Here is a 19,688-nt window from a genome sequence, read left to right as displayed (position 1 = left end):
TTAGCTTAGAAGGTATGTTTAAAAGTGATACTGAAACTTAAAAGTATAGTAAAAGCTAAACCAGGAAAAAGGTTTTATTTATTGCATAGATATTCTCGTAAAAAATTATCTAATCCTCTAGTTTTATTAATCTTTTTAATAATTTCAATTGTGGCTTTGATACTTGGTCTAATTATGATATTTACTCCTGGACCAGGATTATTTTTTATAGGATTAGCTTTATTACCATTTATTGCAATAAGTAAAAAACTTGCAAGATCACTTGATAAGTTAGAGATATATTTGCGTAGAAAAATAAAGAAGAAGATATAGAAGTTTATTTAATTAAGTTTTCCTATCTAAGATATCATCAAGTTAATGAAACATAAAAGTATTATTGATATAATTAGAGTCAATCCTTGAATTGTTTCCCTCTAAAAAAATGGAGTAAAAATGAATATCCGTAGCGTTGATTACTATGCAGATAATGCAGCTGAAGAGTTTACGAAGTCTTTGAAAGAAACTGGTTTTGCGGTTTTAAAGACTCATCCTATTGACTGGAATCTTATCCAGACTGTTTATAATGAGTGGCAAGATTTCTTAAAGTCAGGTGATGCTGATAAATACTTATTTGATGTTGAAAATCAAGATGGATATTTTCCAAAAGATGTTTCTGAGGTTGCAAAGGGTGAAACAGTAAAAGACATTAAGCACTTCTATCATTTATATTTTCCTAATGGTCGATATCCTAAGGAGGTGAGTAGTGCAGCTAGAGAAATGTTTGAAAAAATGATGAAGCTTGGCGAGACACTTCTTGAATGGATAGATGAGCATATGGATCCAGCTGTTGCTAGTAAGCTACCACAACGATTAAGAGATACTGTTTCTTATGAAAGTACGTTGTTAAGAATATTACATTATCCTGCTATGAAAGGTGATGAAGAGCCAGGTGCAGTAAGAGCTGCAGCCCATGAAGATATCAACTTAATTACATTGTTGCCAATAGCTTCTTCACCAGGTTTACAAGTTTTATCGCCAGTAACTAATCAATGGCATGATGTGCCATGTGATAGTGAGTCTCTAGTTATAAATATCGGTGACATGCTTCAAGAAATGACTAATGGTGAGTATATTGCAACTAAGCATAGAGTTGTAAAGCCAGAAGGTGAAATAGAAAATCTTGATCGAGTTTCAACACCATGCTTTATACACCCTAAACCAGAAGTATATTTATCTGAAAAATATCCTCAAGCTGGAATATTTCTAGAAGAAAGATTGAAAGAATTAGGTCTAAAATAAACGTATATATGACACAAGAACAAGTTGTTTCTTATTATGAGAGTCAAGCTCATGAAGATGAGGTAAGTAGTATTCTTGAAAAAGCTAAGCAAATAATAGATGCTCAATCCTCATTAAAAAATCATGCCATAGTTCTTGATATTGATGAAACTTCATTGAATCATTATTATCCTTTTAAAGAAGTAGGCTTTCCTCAACAGGAGAATCATCAAATTTGGGATGAACTACTTGCAAAAACTAGTGCTTATCCAATCAAGGCTACTTTAGACTTCTATCTTTACTGTCTTGCTAAAGGACTTAAAATATTTTTCATAAGTGCGCGTATTGCTAAGCATCTAGAAGCGACAAAACAGGCATTGTCTAATGCTGGTTATGTAGGTTTTGAAGATGTATTTGTTTTTCCAAATAACTTGACAGAATATAATTCCAAGGGCTTTAAAAATTTTAAGGCAGAGAGAAGGGCTTATATTGAATCTCTAGGATATAAGATACTTATCTCGATAGGAGATCAATCATCTGATCTAGTCGGAGGTTATGCTCTTAATACCTTTCAGTTACCAAATTATTTATATGGAGAAAATTCAGTCTTTTAATAAACTGATTTCGATTTAAATATTAGATAATTGCCCATGAATATTAAAATTGCACAAGCTATAAGAAGTAGAATACTTATACTTTGATCGAATAATATAAATGCAAATAAAGGCCCCCAAATAATGTAAGTAATATTTAGTGACATTGCTAAAGTTACATTTGAGTACTTAAATGCTTGCATATATGCTAGATCTGCAATATAACCAATAACACCAATAGCAGCTATAAGTAATAGTACATAAATACTAACTGTATCGATTATAATCCAAGTGAATGGTAAAAATATGATAACTGTAGATATCTTGCGTAGAAAAAGTAATGTATTTGCCGAGACATCAGCATTCAACACCATTTTGTAAATAACTCCCTCTAGTCCCCAGAAAATAGCTGCTAAAATTGCAAAGCTAAGACCTATAATGCTATTTGCCTGATCAAATAATTCACTATAGGCTGTTAAGGTAATACCAATTAAAACAATTATAAATCCTAATATTTTCAGAGGGGTTAAGCTTTCCTTGAGAAAGATTCTCGCGCCTATCATTCCTACAGCAGGATAGCATGATGATATTATGATTGCCGTCCCAGTAGAGATATCTCTTGTCGAAAGCATATACATAGTCATCGCAAGTCCACCTAGAAGTGGGATACAGCATATACTTATAATTTGCCAAAGTTTTAGGTCTTTAACTCTTTTTACAGATGATTTTGATACGACACTAACAGTTGCTGCAACTCCCAAATCATGTATCGATGTAAGCCACATTGAAACTAAAAAAGTCATTGTGAGAAGTGTGTGAACTTGTCCTGCTAATGTATAGTCAAGACCCCAAAATATTCCAGATAGCGAGCCAAATAGAAAAGCTCGTTTTTTAAAATTCAAACTAAAAAACCTGAGAATAAGAACAATTTATCTATACATTAGCTAATTGAATGAAATATTACAAGTATAGATGTTTATATAGTTTGAAGTTATCCGCTGATAGGCTCTTTTTGAGGTTCTATTAGTATTTCGTTTATGGCAACATTTTTTGGTTGATTCATCGCAAAAATTATTGTCTCAGCTATTTGTTGTGGCTGTATGAAATTATCTGAATCATCGCTAGCATATTTTTTGACAGCCTCATTATCTGTAGACATGTTTTGCAATGGAGTAGCAACATTACCAGGCTGGATGTTGATAATTCTGACATTTTTATCAATTAACTCCAAACGAATTGCTCTAAGTGTATATTCCATAAAAGCTTTTGAACCTGAGTAAATTGCTAGACCTGGAAAGGCTTGCCTAGCAGCATCAGAAGTTATGTTGATTAGCATGCCTTTATTTTTAATTAGTGATGGTAGTACAGAGTATAAAAGATTAGCGAATCCTATGACATTAGTATTTATGGTAGTCATCCATTCTTGGTAATTTCTATTTTCTATACATTGATAATACATAACACCTGCACAGTTAATGACATAATCGAATTCACCAAAGTTATCTATACTTTGGTTTATAAAACTCTCTACTTGAGCTAAATTCTGGATATCTACTGATTGAAAAAATATATTATCACCTTGAATATCAATTTCACGACGCGAGCATAAAGATATTTTCATTTGCTTTTCTCGACATGCATTAGCAATAGCTTTACCCATACCACTAGAGGCACCGACTATTAATACATGTTTATTTGTAAGTAAGCTCATCTTTACCTCCTAGAAAAATATTATTTATATATTCAGCAGTTATTTTTGGATAATTGATATTGATTTCTTTCATGATTTTTTGGTAATTAGTTCTATCATAGTTACATATTGATGAGTCGATATTTAGGTTATCTTTTGCTAAGAATTTTGTTGAGCCATCTATAATAGCATCAAGCCAATTATTATATTCGATAGTTTCATAATTGAAACATTTAGCTAATATGTTTGCGTTAAGAAAATTTTTGTTAGTAATATTAAAGATGTTGTAGTCTGGTTCAGTCAATATAAGATGTTCTACAATCTTAGTTATATGATCTACTGGAGTCATTTCTAAGTTTATATTTTGAGGTATTTTATTCTGGGTAATTATTTCTTTTAGTAGTAACCAGTTCGTATCGGATTTGTTTATATAGCTAGGTGTTTGAGGTGAGATATTTCCTAGTCTTAAAACACTTGCATTAAGACCTTTTTCAATCATTTTATGAACGAGTTTTTCTGCTGCCCACTTTGTTTGTGAGTAGCCAGACTCTAGTGATTCAATCCAATCAATGGAGTTAGATTCATCAAAAACTTTATTCAGATGTAATGGGAATATTCCATTAGTGGATATGTATATTAAATGTTTACTTTTATTCGTAAGACAAAAATCAATACAATGTGCTGTTCCATCAAGATTGCTTGGTTTCAAAGCATTATAAGGTAATAGTAGGTTAACAGAAGCTGCTGTATGAATAACTGTATCTATATCTTTAGATAGTTCTAACCATTTTTTACTATCTAAACCAAAGTTTGTTTTAGTAATATCTCCATTTAAATAGACTATTTTTGAGTTTGTTTTAACGTTAAGTTTTTCAAGAGTTTTTTCGACTCTTTGTCTCGCTTGATTTTCATCTGTAGCTCTTACCAAGCAGTAAATTGTTTGTATTTCATCATTTGATATTAAGTGAGCTAGAAGGTGAGAACCTAAAAATCCTGTTGTGCCTGTCAATAAGATATTTCCAGTATTTGTAGAGGGTAAATCTTCGCAAATATTTGATTTTATTGTGGTTGTGAATTTATTAATGTCATCTAAGATCTCTTGGGTTATCTTTTGTTTTGTTGAGGATTGATTATTTGTTACTAGATTATAACTATCTTGCAAAGAACTTTTTTCAACAAAATTGCTGATACTAATATCAAAGCCAAACTCTTTTAGATTACTTATAAGTAACATTGCAGATAAGGATGATCCACCTAGCTCAAAAAAACAGCTTGTTAGAGATATATCATCTTCAGATATATTTAAGATATTTGACCATAATCTTTTATATTCTTGCAAATTATTGATTGCTTGAACTTCTTGAGTTTCAATGATTAAATCGTCATATTTGATACTATTTCTATCAAGCTTGTTTGAATATCTATTAAGAGGTATTTCATCGAGTAGAACAATATATTTAGGGAGCATGTAGTGAGCTAGATGAGGAGCAATTTTGTCTAGTAGTTTTTTAGAAGGCTTATTGTTATCTTTTAGATTCCATTGTTGGCGAAAAGTATCTTGATTCTCTTTGGGGATCTCTAAATATGCAATCAGTGATTCTGACATTCTTGTAGCACCAGTTTTATCGACTATACAGTGCATTATGTCGAGTTTATCTTTTATAACTGATTCAATAAATGGTAGTGAAAGGGTATAGCCTCTTAGTTTGATAATATAATCACATCGACCATATATTGTTATTAATTGTCCATCATCTGAGAGCTTACCAAAATCTCCAGTTTTATAAAGTCGCTTTTTGATAGGGCTATTTGCTGCAGAGATAAATCTTTCTGCATTCAGATCAGGCCTGTTAATATATTCATTAGCTAATCCTATAGAATGGATATATACTTCTCCTTTTTGACCATTCTTAACTATTTCTTTATTCTCATTAAGTACGACAGCATCAACCTTTGGTAGTACATGACCAACAGGTACAATGCCATCTTCTTCTAAATATTTATCATTTGGGTGTAATTTGTATACTGCAACATCGTGACATTCAGATATGGAATACAGATTATATATATTTGTGGAGCTCATGAATTTTTCTAGTTTGTATTGTAACCAGCTAGAAACTACTTCACCATTTAACCAGCATGTATCAATATCATGAAATATTTCTATAGCAGTATCTTCAGAGGTTGATAATAAAGTTTCAAGATACGAAGGTGTAAAAAGAATCTCATTAATCTTCTTGTTTTTGATATATTTTGCAAGAGCTTTAAAATCATAAAGAACTGTATCTGGAATTATATTAGTTCTTCCACCTTTTAATAAAGGTCTAAAAGCTTCCCAGAGATAGTAAATATTACAACCAATCGAACTACTATTATCATATGGTTTGATAGTTTCTCTAATCTTATATGATTCTAGGATTGCTCTATGAGATATTGAAATTCCTTTATTTTTACCTGTAGTACCCGATGAGTATACTAGCCAAAAATCTTTTTCTGGATCTATGTTTATATCAGTAGGTACTTGAATTTTAGAGTCATCACATTTTGAGATGATACTTATATAATTTATACATTTAACTGATTTAATATCTGGTATCTCATCACATAGGATTAGGTCTGAGTTTGTATCGTTAATAATATCTTTAAGCAAAGGTAAAGGAAATGATTTATCTAACTGTACGCAACTTGCTCCTATACTTGATACTGCCAAAAAGGCAATGATAATCTCATATCGTTTTGAACTATATATAGAGATTATACTATTATGATTATAGCCATTTTCTGACAAGTATCTCGCTAGATTTATAATTTGGTTAGCTGTTTGCTGATATGTAAGCTCAATGTTTTCATCAGTAATAGCTATATTATTAGGTGTTTGTTTAGCTTGTATAAAAAAGCAATTACTAAGAGTGTTCGGAATCACTATTTTAAGAGTGTTTATCTGAGTATTAATAACTATGTTAAATGATTTGACTGATGAAGATAAGTAAAGAATCAAAAAATGCTCATTTTATTAATATTTATGGAAGCTATTGTTATGAACTAAATATAATTATAAATTATCAAACTTACAAAAATTAGTTTACAATAAGGTTAGGAAGAAGATAGTTTTCTTTGAATAATGATAGATAAAAGTGGGTATCGAGCAAATGTAGCGATAGTTTTACTAAATAGACAAAATAGAGTGTTTTGGGGTCAAAGAAAGAGTAGAACTTCATGGCAATTTCCTCAAGGTGGAGTCGCAGTAGGTGAGACGCCTTTACAAGCGATGTATAGGGAATTGTATGAAGAGATAGGTTTACGTCCTCATGATGTTGAAGTAATTGCATCTACTAGAGACTGGTTTAAATATGACATTCCTGATTCGTTGGTAAGAAGTCGTGAGCCAGTATGTATAGGGCAGAAGCAAAAATGGTTTTTACTAAGGTTAAAAACTTCAGAAAATAATATTAACTTGGAGGCTAACGACTCGCCTGAGTTTGATAATTGGCGATGGGTAAGTTATTGGTATCCAATAAATCATGTGGTTTACTTTAAGCAAGAGGTTTATAGAAAAGCTTTGACCTATTTCAAAGAATATATAAATTGATTATTTGTTCAATCTTTTGTTTTCAACAAATGCTTTTGACCATAAGTAGGTAAAAATACCTATGTATCCAGCAAGAATTACGTCAGAAATGAAATGATCTAATATAATAATTCTACTAGTAGCAACAAAACAGCATATTACCAAAGCTATAACAGTGATAAATTTTTTATCAAAAAAGTTGGCTATCGCAAGTAAGCCTGCAAAAGTTAATGCTGTATGGCCAGATGGCATAGAGTTGTAAGCCTTTTTGAGAGAGAAAAAGTGAAATCCATATCTATTATCAAAAAGTAACATTTCTGGTCTGTATCTTGCTAGTATGATTTTTATTATGGTAGTAATTATAATAGTCATTATCAAAGTTAATGACATAATATAAAGCTTCTCTGAAGGGTTTTTGGTTATATGCTTATATATACAAATTAGTGTTACTATAACTGCAAGTATAGCCCAAACCTTAGGGGAGAATACTTTAGATGTCATAGCAGCTACTGTACTAATTTCAGTGCCAAAAAAGTCACTAGTATGTATAAAGTTTGCTACTTTTATATCTAAGAAGCTATAACTGAGTGATACAACAATTAATGTTACGATACCGTATAAAAAAGTTCTTTTTGCAAGCTTACAATCAAGACATTTCATAGCTAAATTTATTCAAAATTACCAAATTAGTTGATAAAGTATAATACTATTGTAAGTAATTTTAAATACTAAGATGTTTGATCAGGGCTGGTATAAAAAGGCTAAGTGTATAAAAAGCTCAAATTTCAATCAAAGACCTAATAGTAGTATCATCAGTCTAGTAGTTATACATTGTATAAGTTTACCGGAAGGTGAGTACAATAATACTAATGTTGAAAAACTTTTTACTAATAAACTTGATTGTAAGCAACATGAGAGCTTCTTGAGTTTGCAAGGTGTTGAGGTATCGGCACATTTTTATATTAGAAGAGATGGTGATGTAATACAGTTTGTATCCGTGGCTGATAGGGCTTGGCATGCTGGAGTAAGTCAATTCAATGGCCAAGAAGGATGTAATGATTTTTCGATAGGGATAGAGCTGCAAGGCACTGATAGTAGTTTGTATAGTCAACAGCAATATGAGTCGCTCAATATTTTATTAAAAGATTTACAACAAAGTTATCCAAGCTTGACTGATATCGCAGCTCATAGTGATATTGCTCCTGGTAGAAAAACAGATCCAGGTAGTTTTTTTGAATGGGAAAAAGTAGATTTTAAGTCTAAAGGAGGTCGCAGAGATGAGTAGAGAACAACAGTTAATAGATTTGTTGTACAAAGAAGTTGTGCCAGCAGAAGGCTGTACAGAGCCAGTTGCTTTGGCGTATTGTGCTGCAAAAACAAGAGATGTGTTAGGGCATATACCTGATAGGATAGATGTTTTTGCCTCTGGTAATATGATTAAGAATGTAAAAAGCGTAACTGTACCGAATAGTGGTGGAATGATTGGTATAGAAGCCTCTGTTGCAATGGGTACAATCGCAGGGAACGCGGCTAAAGAGCTTATGGTTATTTCTGGAGTGACTGATGCAGAGTTACCAAAAGTACAAAAATATTTAGATAAAGATTGCATTAAAGTGTTTAATGCATCTGTACCCGTAAAATTATATATACGCATAGAAGCATATCACAACGAAGATAAGGTTGTGGTTGAGTTTAAATATACACATACAAATATTACTCTAATCAAAAAGAATGATGAAGTTATTTATGAAGTTAATGATGAAGATAATAAGAGTAATCTTGTTGATGAAATAATTTCTAAATTTTCAATTAAAGAGATTTATGGAATCGCATTACAATTAGATACATCTAAAATTAGTGATATGTTAGATAAAATTGTTAAAGATAACTGTAATATATCTAATGAAGGCTTAGCTCATCAGTATGGTATCCAGACAGGTAGAAATATTCGTTCAGGAATTGATAACGGTTTCTATGGCGATGATATCCGTAATCGTGCGGCAGCTGCAGCATCGGCTGGAAGTGATGCTAGGATGGGTGGTTCGGCTTTGCCTGTGATGACAGCTGCAGGTAGTGGTAATATAGGTTTAACATTATCTTTACCATTGATCGAATTTGCTAAGTCAAGAGGTAAGTCTCAAGATAAGCTTTATCAAGCTTTATTTTTTGCAATTGTATCAACGGTTTATATAAAGTCACGTATCGGTAGACTATCTGCGTTATGTGGTCCTACGTGCGCATCAGCAGGAATTGCTGGTGGTCTTGCAATGATGCTAGAACTATCGGAAGAAAAAGTTGAGAAATCTATTATTAATGCTTTAGCAGGAATTATCGGTATTATGTGTGATGGTGCTAATTCATCATGCTCTATTAAGATAGCAAACTCCGTATATGCAGCGTTTGATGCTGTAAATGCTGCAATGCTTGGTAATACGGTAACTCCACATGACGGTATTGTTGGTGATGATGTAGAAGATACTATCAAAAATATTGCAATATTGGCTACGGGCAAAGGAATGAATGAAACAGATGATGCTATCTTAGGGGTGATGACAGGAAGATTAGCTGAAGTTTGCAAATAAATTGCAAAATTTATTCAATTTCAGCTTTATCACCATGATTTTCAAGCCAATCACGACGGTCTTTGGCTCTTTTTTTCGCCAAAAGCATATCTAAAATTTCAGCATCATCATAAGTATTAGAAACTGTAAGCTGTAAAAGTCTTCTCGATGAAACATCCATTGCAGATTCACGTAATTGGATAGGATTCATCTCGCCAAGACCTTTGAAACGCATGATATTTATTTTGCCAGTTAGTTTAGAATTTTCAGCTAAGATTTTTTCTTTTTCATTTTCATCAAGAGCATAAAAGGTATTCTTACCAATATCAACTCTAAATAGTGGTGGTTGGGCTATATAAATGTGTCCACATTCAATAAGTTTTCTAAAATGTTTAAGAAACATGGCACATAAAAGAGTGGCAATATGCAGACCGTCAGAGTCAGCATCGGCGAGTATACAGATTTTATTATATCTTAAACCCGAAATGTCATCGCTATCTGGGTCAACACCAATTGCTGTAGCGATGTTATGAACTTCTTGAGAGTTCATAATGGTATCTGCATCAAGCTCCCAGCTGTTTAGGATTTTACCTTTAAGAGGTAGGACGGCTTGAAAGTTTTTATCACGAGCTTGTTTAGCAGAGCCTCCAGCAGAGTCACCCTCTACTATAAAAAGTTCAGTAGAACTAACATCAGAGCTAATACAGTCTGTAAGCTTGCCGGGTAACCGAATTGAAGTATTCATAATACGCTTACGAGCTGTTTTTTTATCAGCGTTGATTCTTTTTTGAGCAACACTATTAATATTTTCAATAATTTGACGCGCTTCTTCAGGATTTTGGTTTAGCCATATTGTTAGCAAATCTTTGACAGCAGTGGCTACAAATGATGTTACATCCTTATTGGAAAGTTTCTCTTTTGTTTGTCCTGCAAATTGAGGATTTGTTATTTTTACTGATATTACGTAGTTTAATTTAGCAAAGGAATCATTAGCTGTAACTTTGATGTTCTTTGCTCCAAGAGAGTTTTTTTCAATATACGCCTTAATTGCATCATAAACTCCATTTTTCAGACCTGTAACATGTGTACCATCTTGCGGTGTTGGAATTAGATTAACATAACTATTTTTGATGCTTTCTAAAGGATCTTCACACCAGCAAAATACAGCATCTAAATAAGAATCACCATTTGAAAAATTATCTATCATAAAAGGCTCAAGAGGAAGTGTTTCAGCCTCTAATTTATGATCAAGATAACCTTTTAACCCTGTTTCAAAATGCCACGTGATTCTTTCTTTTTTTATTTCATTTAAATATTTAATTGTAAGTGCTTTACATAGTATGGCTTTAGCTTCCAAGAGATTTTTAAGAGCTTTAACGTTAACTTTGATATCATCAAAATATTTTTTGTTAGGCCAAAATCTAATTTTAGTACCAGTATTTTTTTTACCAACGCTATCAATGATCTCTAAATCTTTAGTTTTTAGACCATCTTCAAAAGTTATTTGATAAACATTACCATCACGTTTGATTTCTGCTTCAAGTTTGCTTGACAGAGCATTGACAACGGACACCCCAACTCCATGAAGGCCACCTGAGTGAGTATAGTTTTTGTTACTAAATTTACCACCTGAATGTAGTTTGGTCATAATAAGCTCAATCCCAGACATTTTATGCTCAGGATGAATATCTACAGGCATACCTCGACCATCGTCAGCAACTTCTATACTGTTATCATTATATAGAGTGATATTTATTTTACTGGCATGTCCCGCTAGAACCTCATCAACACTGTTATCAACAATCTCTTGTATAAGGTGATTCGGGTTTTCAGTATTTGTATACATACCAGGTCTTTTTTTTACAGGATCTAATCCTGTGAGGACCTCGATAGATTTAGCATTATAATTTTGCATTTATAAATTATTAAATATTTGAAATATATTACTTAGAGTAGATTCTATCATATAATTATTTTAATTCGTAAGCCTAAGACTATAAAGGCTTTGGATATTTACTTCTTAAGGAAGTAACAACTATAAGGGAAGAATATTATTAGTCCAATAAGTGGTAGCAATACAAAAGCAAAAGCTAAAGTAAATTCACTACCAAAATGAATTTGACTAATTACAGCAGTTGTGATTGAAGCGATGCCCATCTGCATAAACCCCATGACTGAAGATGCAGCACCAGCAGTAGTAGTAAAGTTTTCTAATGCTATTGGTGTTAATAAGGGTACACTGAATGATACACCTATGAATGTGAGAGAAAGAACACCGGTTAAAGCTATAGAAAGAGTTAGTCCTGTTAATTTTTGGAAGGCATAAATAAAGAGTATTCCTGATATCAAAGTACAAAGCATACCAAAATTAACTAGATGCTTGTATGCTATTACGCGACTTAATTTTGAGCAAATAATTGACCCTAATACTACTGCTGTAACCATAATTGTAAGTAAGTATAGGAAATTAGCTTTTTCAAGTTTCAATATATTTATAAATATATCTGGAGCTGTAACTAAACATGCATATATCACACTAATATTTATTCCTAATACAAAGGTTGCAAAGAAGAATTGATGATCTTTAAAAAGAGAGAAGTAGTTCTGAAAGAATGATTTGATAGTCAGTGCATCCATGTTTTTTTCCTTGACAGTTTCTGGGAAAAAAAGTGCTACTTTGATAAATAATAATGTAGCTGCGACTAGTAGGATCCAAAAAATTAAGTTAGGACTAAGAAATACTCCTAAAACTGCACCAAACGCTGGAGCTAAAGCAAAAGCGATATTCATAATAGCAAATATAGCACCCTGTTCATTAACTTTGAAAGCATCTTTAACAGCGACTGTTGCTATAACCCCTCCAGCTGCAGCACCAAACCCTTGTAGTAATCTTGCATAAATTAGAGTATCAATATTTGTACTAAGTAAACATATTATTGAGCTAATGATAAAAAAGCTTGAGCCTACTAGCATTACAGGCTTACGTCCAAATCTATCTGAAAATGGACCATATAGAAGTTGGCTAACTGAGTAACCAAGTAAATAAGAAGTAATGGTTAGTTGTACATGTGGATAATCAGTACCTAAAATAGTTTTGATCTCTGGTAAGGCAGGAGCATAAATAGTATCGCCGAAAGGTCCTAGTGAAACCATTAGTATTAGAATAAAAATTGATGGTCTTATACCTTTATACATTAGTCAGAGTCACCTTTACTAAAATCACCAATAATTATAGTAGCATTTTTACCTTTTGGTGTAGGTTGTACTTTGTTAGATGTAACAACTCCTTCAGCTATTGAAGAGTCAGTATTTTCATTTTTCTCAGCCTTTGTTGAGGTATTTGATACCGGGGTTGAGTTTATCATTTCTTGATTTGCTGGGTTTTGTATATCTTTAGTGCTTGTAGCAGTAGTAGCAGGCTTTGAGCCAGTATCATTTTTACTAGTTTTATTAGAGTCTACTTCTTTGTCTGGTAGAGCTTTTGGAGAGCTTTCAATAGAGCCTGATTTTGGTTGCTCTAGAGGATATATGACTTTGACATTTTTGCCTCTGTTGACTTTGTAGTCGCCAAGGATATTTTCATAAATAACTCTATCACTATGAGCATCGACTAAGTATGTTGTTCCACTGTCAGCTTCTATCAGTATACCTTTTTCAGTTGGAACCAGCTGTCCTGAAATTCCATAATCAAAAAAGTCACTTTTAGGTGTAAGTTTGTATCTACCTAAGTAATCTCCATTCAATGAGTTAAAGAAATGTAGGAAGCCTTGATAGTCAGCAACTACTATTAATCCTTTGTAATAAATGGGAGCAGTTATTTTACGCCATTCAAGTGTACTTTGGGTCCAGACAGTATCCCCTGTTTGGATATCATAAGCCTTGAGTTCGCTATTGGCTTGTGCTGTGAAAATTACACCGTTGTTGATAGCCATATTATTGATTATAGAGGCTTTCTTTGCCCAAAGCATTTTGCCAGTATCTTTGTCTAGAGCTACAATAGCACCTTGAAAAGCAGCGAAAATTAGGTAGTTACCGTACAGCATTGGATTAGCTGTAATATCAACCATTTTGTCAGCTGGGGACGAGCCATGTGCTATGGCAACAGGTAGGTTGATAGTTCTATCGCCACTGTCTAAAGTGAAGCCTAATACTGTACCAAAAGCAGATCCCACCATCACGGTGTCATTAAGTATGATGGGCGATGAGTCACTTGGTAGAGTTATCTCTGGTATGTTATTCGTTACATTCCATACTTTGGATCCATTTGTGGCATCAAAAGATGTTACGGAACCATCATGAGTATGAGTATATAAATGATTACTATATATTGTTGGTTGAGAAAAAATGCTACTTGGAGCATCAGTACGCCATAGTATTTTTCCATCTTTTTGATCAACAGCAGTTAATACACCTTTTACAGACCCAAAAATTACTGCATTTGCTATCGTGTTCGGTTGTGACGATAGTATGGTACCAGTATCATGTTTCCAAATTATTTTACCGTCTGTAATTGATAAACCATAGGCTACTCCGTTTTGGTTGGGGACAAATACTGTATTATTTGCATAAGTAGGGGATACATTATAAATTGGTAGTCCACCGTTGCCATTACCTGTTTTTCTACTCCATTTGACTTTTACTTTTGCTTCTTTAGGTGGTTTTTGAGCAAGCGGGGTTGGTGGAGGAACATTACTTGTAGAACAGCTAGTAGCTAATAATGATAGTAGCAATGGAACTATTACTAGAAATAATTTTTTCATGATTAATTGGCGTTATTTAGAAGTTGAGTAATTATTTGTTTGAATTCAGGTGAACTGTTAGGATCTTGTAGAGCTTTGTTCCAAGCTTCTGATGCTTTAGCTTTATCTTTTTTCTCACTATAAGCCTCGCCTAATAACATTAACGGGTATGCATTGCTATCTAGAGAGCTAATGCTTTGAAGCGTACTGATAGCTTTATCTGGGTCATTACTGGATATGTATAGCTTAGCAAGTCTAACTTTTGTAATATTAGTTAAGCTATCATCAGGGTTGCTTTGGACACTCTGTTGTAATACATCAATAGCTTTAGGAAGGTTGGATATATTAATATTGAAACTCTTAGTATCTAGATCTGTTGGAGCCATATATAAATCTGCTAATTGCCAACTAGCAAATATTCCAAAACTAGTATTTGGGTAGTTTTTTGTTACCTCTTCAAATTTTGATATCTTTATACTTGTTGGAGATTTGGGGTTTTCATTTGCAATCAGAGCTCTTTGGTACATATCAGATGCAGCAAACATCTTTTTTTCATTATTCGAGTTATAAAATTGTAAAATTATAGCGTAGATGATAGCTACAATTATTATGCCCGCTATAGTATAGAGAGCTTGACTTTGTTTTTTAGATAGATTTTTCATAATTAATTAGCGTCTACAAATTAAGTTTGTTTATAGTAAACTTACAACATCTTAACATAAAAGTTGCCAACGTTCTAAGTTTATTGATTAGATTGGAATGTAATGTTCGAGTCTTTTATGTTAGAATATTGATTTATTTTTCTAAGTTTAATTACTAGTTATTTACATTTAAAAATTATTTGAACATGGCATTAATATCTTTAGCAATTGATTATAAAAAATCCCCAATAGAAGTTCGTAGTGAGTTTGCACTTTCAGGGCTTGATGTATCGATGTTATATAAGTCAATATTAGCAATAGATAATGTCATCCATGCGGTTATTCTATCAACATGTAATCGTACTGAAGTATATCTTGAAATAATAGATCTAAGAGTCGTTGATGATGTCTTGGTTTGGTGGCAAGGATATGTTAGAAATCCAGATTTCAAAATAAGAGATTATTTTAAATTACGTCAAGGTACAGAAGTAATTATGCACTTGATGAAACTAGCTTGTGGCTTGGAATCTATGGTTTTAGGAGAGCCACAGATATTAGGACAAGTTAAGGATTCATATACTCTTAGTAAAAAAAATCATGCTATAGGTAAAGAATTAGATAGAGTTTTTCAGAAAGTTTTTGCAACTGCTAAAAAAGTTCGTAGTGAAACTAGAATAGGGCATTGTCCAGTATCTGTAGCATTCTCAGCAATTAGCTTAGCTAAAAAGCAATTGGATAATATTTCTGCTAAAAATGTGCTCATAATAGGTGCTGGTCAAACAGGAGAGCTTTTATTTCGACACGTAACAGCTCTTAATCCTAGGCATATTATGCTAGCTAATAGAACTATAGAGAAGGCCGAAAAAATTACATCTAATTTTAGTAATGCTAGTGCCTATTATTTATCAGATTTGTCTAAACTAATTAAAAAAGCGGATATTATAATTGCAGCAGTTAATGTTACTGAGTACATAGTTAAATGTGAAGATGTAGGAGAAAAGCCAAGAGTTTTTATTGATATTTCTATACCGCAGGCATTAGATCCTAAACTTGGAGATCTAGAGCAAAATGCGTATTACTGTGTCGATGATATTAATAGTGTTATAGAAGGTAATAAAGATAAAAGAAAGCATGAGAGCTCAAGAGCTCAAAAAATTATCGTAAAATCATTAGAAGATTATTTAGAAAAAGAAAAGGCAATTATTTCTAATAGTGCTATTAAGGAACTGTTTCAGAAAGCTGATGGTTTAGTGGATTTATCATTAGAAAAAAGCTTAGCAAAAATAAGAAATGGTAAAGATCCTGAAGAAGTACTAAAGAGATTTGCTTATGAAATTAAAAAGAAAGTATTACACTATCCTGTTGTTGGCATGAAAGAGGCTTCTAAGCAGGGTAGAAGTGACTGTCTAGTATGTATGAAACGAATGTTTGGTTTAAATGTGGAAAAGTAAATGAAAGATTCTATTAAAGTAAAACTACAGAGTTTGATAGAAAGACATGAAGAGGTTAGTGTTCTTTTGGGTGAGGCTGACGTTATTTCAGATCAGAATAAGTTTAGAGATTTATCGAAAGAGTATTCTCATCTTGAGCCTATTGTAAAGGCATTTAAGGAATATACGCAAGCTCTTGAAGATAAAGAAGCTGCTTATGAAATGTTAAATGAGAAAGATGCTGAACTTGTTGAAATGGCAAAAGAAGAGTTAAAGTCAGCTAATGAGGCTATCGAAAGACTTGAGGACGAATTGCAGATACTTCTTTTACCTCGTGATCCAAATGATGACGCTAATATATTCTTGGAAATTAGAGCTGGAACAGGTGGAGATGAAGCATCGATATTCTCTGGAGATTTGTTTAAGATGTATTCAAAATATGCTGAGCAAAGAGGTTGGAAAATAGAAGTTATTTCAGCTAGTGAAGGAGAGCATGGCGGCTATAAAGAAATTATCTCAAAGATAAATGGTGATGGTGTATATTCTCAATTGAAGTTTGAATCTGGTGCCCATAGAGTGCAAAGGGTTCCAGCTACAGAGTCTCAAGGTAGAATCCATACCTCAGCATGTACTGTTGCAGTTATGCCTGAAGCAGATGAGGTTGAGGGAATTGATATAAATCCTGCTGATATTAAAGTTGACACTTTTAGAGCATCTGGAGCAGGAGGACAGCACGTCAACAAGACTGATTCAGCAATTAGAATTACGCATATCCCAACAGGTGTAGTTGTCGAGTGTCAAGATCAAAGATCACAACATAAAAACCGTGCTGCTGCAATGTCTATGCTTAAGTCAAAACTTCTACAAGCAGAGATTGATAAGCAACAAAAAGAGCAGTCTGATGCGCGTAAAAGTTTAGTTGGTAGTGGTGATAGATCTGAGCGAATTAGAACATATAACTATCCTCAAGGTAGAGTTACTGACCATCGTATTAACTTGACTCTTTATAAACTTGATGAGGTTATGGAAGGAAGTCTAGATAGTATTATCCAGCCACTAATCTTAGAGCATCAAGCTGATCTTCTAGCAACTATGTCAGATGAGTAATATCTCAATATCTCAACTGTTAGCTTCAGCTGTAGCTAAATTTCCTCAAAGTGACTCATCAATAAAATATGATCTACAAATGATTATTAGTGATGTTTTAGGTGTTGATAAGACTTATCTTTATCTAAATCCCGATAAATGTCTAAATCAAGCGACGCTTGCAAAAATAAATGAGAAAACTTTATGTCTCTTGGCGGGTGAACCATTAGCTTATATTCTTGGTTATAAATATTTTTGGAATCAAAAATTATATGTGACCGAAGATACTCTCATACCCCGAGCAGATACTGAAGCTGTAGTTGCTGCAGTGCTAGATGATATACAAGATAAAAATGCTCAACTAAGAATACTAGATCTTGGTACGGGCTCTGGAGCAATTGCTTTAGCTTTGGCTGATGAGCTGCCTAAGAGTCAAGTTGTAGCTGTTGATTTATACTCTAAGACTCTAGATGTTGCTAAAAAAAATGCTCTAGCCAATAAGATTGTTAATGTTGAATTTATGCAAAGTAGTTGGTATGAAAATTTAGATGGGACTAAGTTTGACATCATTGTATCAAATCCACCATATATAGATGTTGACGATGCCAATATTGATGATAGTGTTAGAGAGCATGAACCATCAAAAGCTTTATTTGCAGCAGATAATGGCTTAGCAGATATTAGAATAATCATATCACAAGCAAGTGGTTTTCTAAAGCAAGGAGGATATTTGTATATAGAGCATGGCTTCACCCAAGCGAATGATATAGCAAATATATTTTCTCAGTATAGTTTTTGTGACATTCAGACTATTAAAGATTTAAATCATAAAGATAGGTGTACAAAAGCTAGGTTTTGTGGTTATTTATGATAAGGATGGCCTTCTAATATCGTATAAGCTCTATACAACTGTTCAGCAATAATGATACGTACTAGAGGATGAGGGAAAGTCATTTTTGATATGGATATTTTTTCTTTAGCAATATTTTTGATACTTTGATCTATACCATCTGGACCACCAATTAAAATCACAACATTCGGATTGTTAAATTTCCAATTTTGCATTTTGTCAGCTAATTCTTCCGTTGAAATTATTTTAGAGTTAACATCAAGAATTACCAAGTGATCAGAGTCACTAAGTTTAGTAAGGATAGTTTTTGCTTCTTGTTCCATCCAAAGTTTGGGATTACCAGTTTTAGTTCGTTTAGCTATTGGTAATTCAATCAGTTCAAGTGGGATTGATTTGCTTAGGCGTTTTTTGTATTCATCGTAACCGTCACTAACCCATTTGGGTGGTTTTTCTCCTAAAGAGAGTATTCTTATCTTCATAAACTATCTCGTAAAGCACATAAGATTTTCAGTTGAAAGTTCTGGACTATATTTATAGTTAGCTATATTGAAATTTTTAATATCACTGATATTTTCTATTCTATTTTCAAGAATGTACTTTGTCATTAAGCCACGTGCTTTTTTAGCATGAATCCCTATAGTCTTATATGTACCATTTTTATTCTCCTTAAAATCAATATTTAACCACTTTGCATCTAACGATTTTTTATCTATTGCTTGTGAGTATTCATTAGAAGCAAGGTTTATCAAAACTTTATTTTGTTGCTGGCTGAAGTATTCATTTAATTGAGCAGTAATCTTATCTTGCCAATACTTATATAGAATTTCTCCATCAATTTTAATTTTTGTACCCATTTCTAATCTATAAGCTTGCATTAAATCAAGAGGGCGTATCAGTCCATACAGTCCAGATAACATCAAAAGATGATTTTGAGCATATTCGATAGTCTCTTTATCTAGTGTATCTGCCTCAAGACCTTTATAAACGTCTCCACTAAATGTGAAAATAGCAGCTTTTGAATTTGATTCGTTATAATTCTTAGGGTTAAAGCTATTATGTTTAGTAAATACTTCTTCAGCTAGTTTGGGACTAATTTTCATTAGCTTTTCAATCTCATCAACCTCATAGTGTTTAAGGGTGTTTATAAGCTTAGTTATCTGATCTTTGAATATTGGCTGTGTAAATTGATATTTTGCCGTTGCAGTTTCAAAATTTTGACTTTTAGCAGGGGATATAACTATTATCATGATATTGATTAAATTTAACTATTTTT

Annotated in this window: 19 protein-coding genes; 9 read left to right on the top strand and 10 right to left on the bottom strand. The window is 32.8% G+C overall.

Features of this window, described 5'->3' with window-relative positions:
• The first annotated feature begins 24 nt into the window (after positions 1-24).
• From F3D59_RS05605 to F3D59_RS05595, 3 genes are all read left to right on the top strand, one after another.
• Positions 25-312, top strand: a complete 288-nt coding sequence (locus tag F3D59_RS05605; RefSeq protein WP_150464123.1) for a hypothetical protein — start codon at positions 25-27, stop codon at positions 310-312.
• A gap of 120 nt (positions 313-432) precedes the next feature.
• Positions 433-1,278 (top strand): 2OG-Fe(II) oxygenase family protein, encoded by an 846-nt coding sequence (locus tag F3D59_RS05600; protein WP_150464122.1) that lies wholly within the window; start codon positions 433-435, stop codon positions 1,276-1,278.
• Positions 1,279-1,286: 8 nt separating this feature from the next.
• Positions 1,287-1,871 (top strand): HAD family acid phosphatase, encoded by a 585-nt coding sequence (locus tag F3D59_RS05595; RefSeq protein ID WP_150464121.1) that lies wholly within the window; start codon positions 1,287-1,289, stop codon positions 1,869-1,871.
• Here F3D59_RS05595 and F3D59_RS05590 read toward each other — a convergent pair.
• The 3 genes from F3D59_RS05590 to F3D59_RS05580 all read right to left on the bottom strand — a co-directional run bounded on the left by F3D59_RS05590 (position 1,868) and on the right by F3D59_RS05580 (position 6,463).
• Positions 1,868-2,752, bottom strand: coding sequence for a DMT family transporter (locus F3D59_RS05590; protein WP_150464120.1), 885 nt, complete (start codon positions 2,750-2,752; stop codon positions 1,868-1,870). The genes F3D59_RS05595 and F3D59_RS05590 overlap by 4 nt on opposite strands.
• Before the next feature lie 89 nt (positions 2,753-2,841).
• Positions 2,842-3,561 carry an SDR family oxidoreductase gene (locus tag F3D59_RS05585; protein WP_150464119.1) on the bottom strand — a complete coding sequence of 240 codons (720 nt, stop codon included), beginning with the start codon at positions 3,559-3,561 and terminating at the stop codon, positions 2,842-2,844.
• Positions 3,542-6,463, bottom strand: coding sequence for a non-ribosomal peptide synthetase (locus F3D59_RS05580; protein WP_224721163.1), 2,922 nt, complete (start codon positions 6,461-6,463; stop codon positions 3,542-3,544). The genes F3D59_RS05585 and F3D59_RS05580 overlap by 20 nt, the downstream gene beginning before the upstream one ends.
• Positions 6,464-6,661: 198 nt before the next feature.
• Between F3D59_RS05580 and F3D59_RS05575 the strand changes: the two genes are divergently transcribed.
• On the top strand, positions 6,662-7,129 hold the full coding sequence (locus F3D59_RS05575; protein ID WP_013922429.1) for an RNA pyrophosphohydrolase: 468 nt from the start codon (positions 6,662-6,664) through the stop codon (positions 7,127-7,129).
• Here the strand turns inward: F3D59_RS05575 and F3D59_RS05570 are convergent, their stop codons facing one another.
• A complete protein-coding gene (locus F3D59_RS05570; RefSeq protein WP_150464117.1) occupies positions 7,130-7,768 on the bottom strand; it encodes a phosphatase PAP2 family protein in 639 nt (212 codons plus the stop codon).
• Between the two features lie 73 nt (positions 7,769-7,841).
• On the opposite strand from F3D59_RS05570, the gene ampD reads away from it, so the two are divergent.
• Together ampD and F3D59_RS05560 are read left to right on the top strand one after the other, a co-directional pair.
• Entirely contained in the window at positions 7,842-8,393 is a 552-nt protein-coding gene (gene ampD / locus F3D59_RS05565; protein ID WP_150464116.1) for a 1,6-anhydro-N-acetylmuramyl-L-alanine amidase AmpD, read from the top strand.
• Positions 8,386-9,690, top strand: a complete 1,305-nt coding sequence (locus F3D59_RS05560; RefSeq protein WP_150464115.1) for a serine dehydratase subunit alpha family protein — start codon at positions 8,386-8,388, stop codon at positions 9,688-9,690. The genes ampD and F3D59_RS05560 overlap by 8 nt, the downstream gene beginning before the upstream one ends.
• Positions 9,691-9,700: 10 nt before the next feature.
• Here the strand turns inward: F3D59_RS05560 and parE are convergent, their stop codons facing one another.
• The 4 genes from parE to F3D59_RS05540 all read right to left on the bottom strand — a co-directional run bounded on the left by parE (position 9,701) and on the right by F3D59_RS05540 (position 15,070).
• The gene (gene parE / locus F3D59_RS05555) at positions 9,701-11,584 is read right to left on the bottom strand and encodes a DNA topoisomerase IV subunit B (protein WP_150464114.1); all 1,884 of its coding nucleotides are present in this window, start codon (positions 11,582-11,584) and stop codon (positions 9,701-9,703) included.
• Positions 11,585-11,682: 98 nt separating this feature from the next.
• Entirely contained in the window at positions 11,683-12,864 is a 1,182-nt protein-coding gene (locus F3D59_RS05550) for a multidrug effflux MFS transporter (RefSeq protein ID WP_146420832.1), read from the bottom strand.
• The gene (locus F3D59_RS05545; RefSeq protein WP_150464113.1) at positions 12,864-14,429 is read right to left on the bottom strand and encodes a PQQ-binding-like beta-propeller repeat protein; all 1,566 of its coding nucleotides are present in this window, start codon (positions 14,427-14,429) and stop codon (positions 12,864-12,866) included. The genes F3D59_RS05550 and F3D59_RS05545 overlap by 1 nt, the downstream gene beginning before the upstream one ends.
• A 2-nt stretch (positions 14,430-14,431) precedes the next feature.
• Positions 14,432-15,070, bottom strand: coding sequence for a YfgM family protein (locus F3D59_RS05540; protein ID WP_150464112.1), 639 nt, complete (start codon positions 15,068-15,070; stop codon positions 14,432-14,434).
• A gap of 185 nt (positions 15,071-15,255) precedes the next feature.
• Here F3D59_RS05540 and F3D59_RS05535 point away from each other — a divergent pair, with 185 nt between their 5' ends.
• Genes F3D59_RS05535 through prmC form a run of 3 tightly spaced genes read left to right on the top strand, consistent with a single transcriptional unit; the run spans position 15,256 to position 18,436 of the window.
• A complete protein-coding gene (locus F3D59_RS05535) occupies positions 15,256-16,500 on the top strand; it encodes a glutamyl-tRNA reductase (protein ID WP_150464111.1) in 1,245 nt (414 codons plus the stop codon).
• Positions 16,501-17,586 carry a peptide chain release factor 1 gene (gene prfA / locus F3D59_RS05530; protein ID WP_146420828.1) on the top strand — a complete coding sequence of 362 codons (1,086 nt, stop codon included), beginning with the start codon at positions 16,501-16,503 and terminating at the stop codon, positions 17,584-17,586. It abuts the gene before it with no gap.
• Positions 17,579-18,436, top strand: coding sequence for a peptide chain release factor N(5)-glutamine methyltransferase (gene prmC / locus F3D59_RS05525; RefSeq protein WP_150464110.1), 858 nt, complete (start codon positions 17,579-17,581; stop codon positions 18,434-18,436). Before prfA ends, prmC begins: the two co-directional genes overlap by 8 nt.
• Here the strand turns inward: prmC and rlmH are convergent.
• Both rlmH and yaaA read right to left on the bottom strand, forming a co-directional pair.
• Complete coding sequence (gene rlmH / locus F3D59_RS05520) at positions 18,427-18,894, bottom strand: 23S rRNA (pseudouridine(1915)-N(3))-methyltransferase RlmH (RefSeq protein WP_150464109.1); 468 nt, start codon at positions 18,892-18,894, stop codon at positions 18,427-18,429. The genes prmC and rlmH overlap by 10 nt on opposite strands.
• Before the next feature lie 3 nt (positions 18,895-18,897).
• Entirely contained in the window at positions 18,898-19,662 is a 765-nt protein-coding gene (gene yaaA, locus F3D59_RS05515) for a peroxide stress protein YaaA (protein WP_150464108.1), read from the bottom strand.
• Between the last annotated feature and the right edge of the window lie 26 nt (positions 19,663-19,688).

This window comes from Francisella sp. XLW-1, assembly GCF_008711455.1.
GTDB classification, from domain to species: domain Bacteria; phylum Pseudomonadota; class Gammaproteobacteria; order Francisellales; family Francisellaceae; genus Francisella; species Francisella salimarina.
This window is presented reverse-complemented; position numbering and strand designations above follow the sequence as displayed.

What these genes read in the sequence shown, in the direction of transcription:
- parE (WP_150464114.1), bottom strand. Translation starts at nt 11,584, where the DNA reads ATGCAAAATTATAATGCTAAATCTATCGAGGTCCTCACAGGATTAGAT.
- F3D59_RS05600 (WP_150464122.1), top strand. Translation starts at nt 433, where the DNA reads ATGAATATCCGTAGCGTTGATTACTATGCAGATAATGCAGCTGAAGAG.
- prmC (WP_150464110.1), top strand. Translation starts at nt 17,579, where the DNA reads ATGAGTAATATCTCAATATCTCAACTGTTAGCTTCAGCTGTAGCTAAA.
- F3D59_RS05545 (WP_150464113.1), bottom strand. Translation starts at nt 14,429, where the DNA reads ATGAAAAAATTATTTCTAGTAATAGTTCCATTGCTACTATCATTATTA.
- F3D59_RS05570 (WP_150464117.1), bottom strand. Translation starts at nt 7,768, where the DNA reads ATGAAATGTCTTGATTGTAAGCTTGCAAAAAGAACTTTTTTATACGGT.
- F3D59_RS05575 (WP_013922429.1), top strand. Translation starts at nt 6,662, where the DNA reads ATGATAGATAAAAGTGGGTATCGAGCAAATGTAGCGATAGTTTTACTA.
- F3D59_RS05540 (WP_150464112.1), bottom strand. Translation starts at nt 15,070, where the DNA reads ATGAAAAATCTATCTAAAAAACAAAGTCAAGCTCTCTATACTATAGCG.
- F3D59_RS05535 (WP_150464111.1), top strand. Translation starts at nt 15,256, where the DNA reads ATGGCATTAATATCTTTAGCAATTGATTATAAAAAATCCCCAATAGAA.
- F3D59_RS05585 (WP_150464119.1), bottom strand. Translation starts at nt 3,561, where the DNA reads ATGAGCTTACTTACAAATAAACATGTATTAATAGTCGGTGCCTCTAGT.
- F3D59_RS05560 (WP_150464115.1), top strand. Translation starts at nt 8,386, where the DNA reads ATGAGTAGAGAACAACAGTTAATAGATTTGTTGTACAAAGAAGTTGTG.
- prfA (WP_146420828.1), top strand. Translation starts at nt 16,501, where the DNA reads ATGAAAGATTCTATTAAAGTAAAACTACAGAGTTTGATAGAAAGACAT.
- yaaA (WP_150464108.1), bottom strand. Translation starts at nt 19,662, where the DNA reads ATGATAATAGTTATATCCCCTGCTAAAAGTCAAAATTTTGAAACTGCA.
- rlmH (WP_150464109.1), bottom strand. Translation starts at nt 18,894, where the DNA reads ATGAAGATAAGAATACTCTCTTTAGGAGAAAAACCACCCAAATGGGTT.
- F3D59_RS05595 (WP_150464121.1), top strand. Translation starts at nt 1,287, where the DNA reads ATGACACAAGAACAAGTTGTTTCTTATTATGAGAGTCAAGCTCATGAA.
- ampD (WP_150464116.1), top strand. Translation starts at nt 7,842, where the DNA reads ATGTTTGATCAGGGCTGGTATAAAAAGGCTAAGTGTATAAAAAGCTCA.
- F3D59_RS05550 (WP_146420832.1), bottom strand. Translation starts at nt 12,864, where the DNA reads ATGTATAAAGGTATAAGACCATCAATTTTTATTCTAATACTAATGGTT.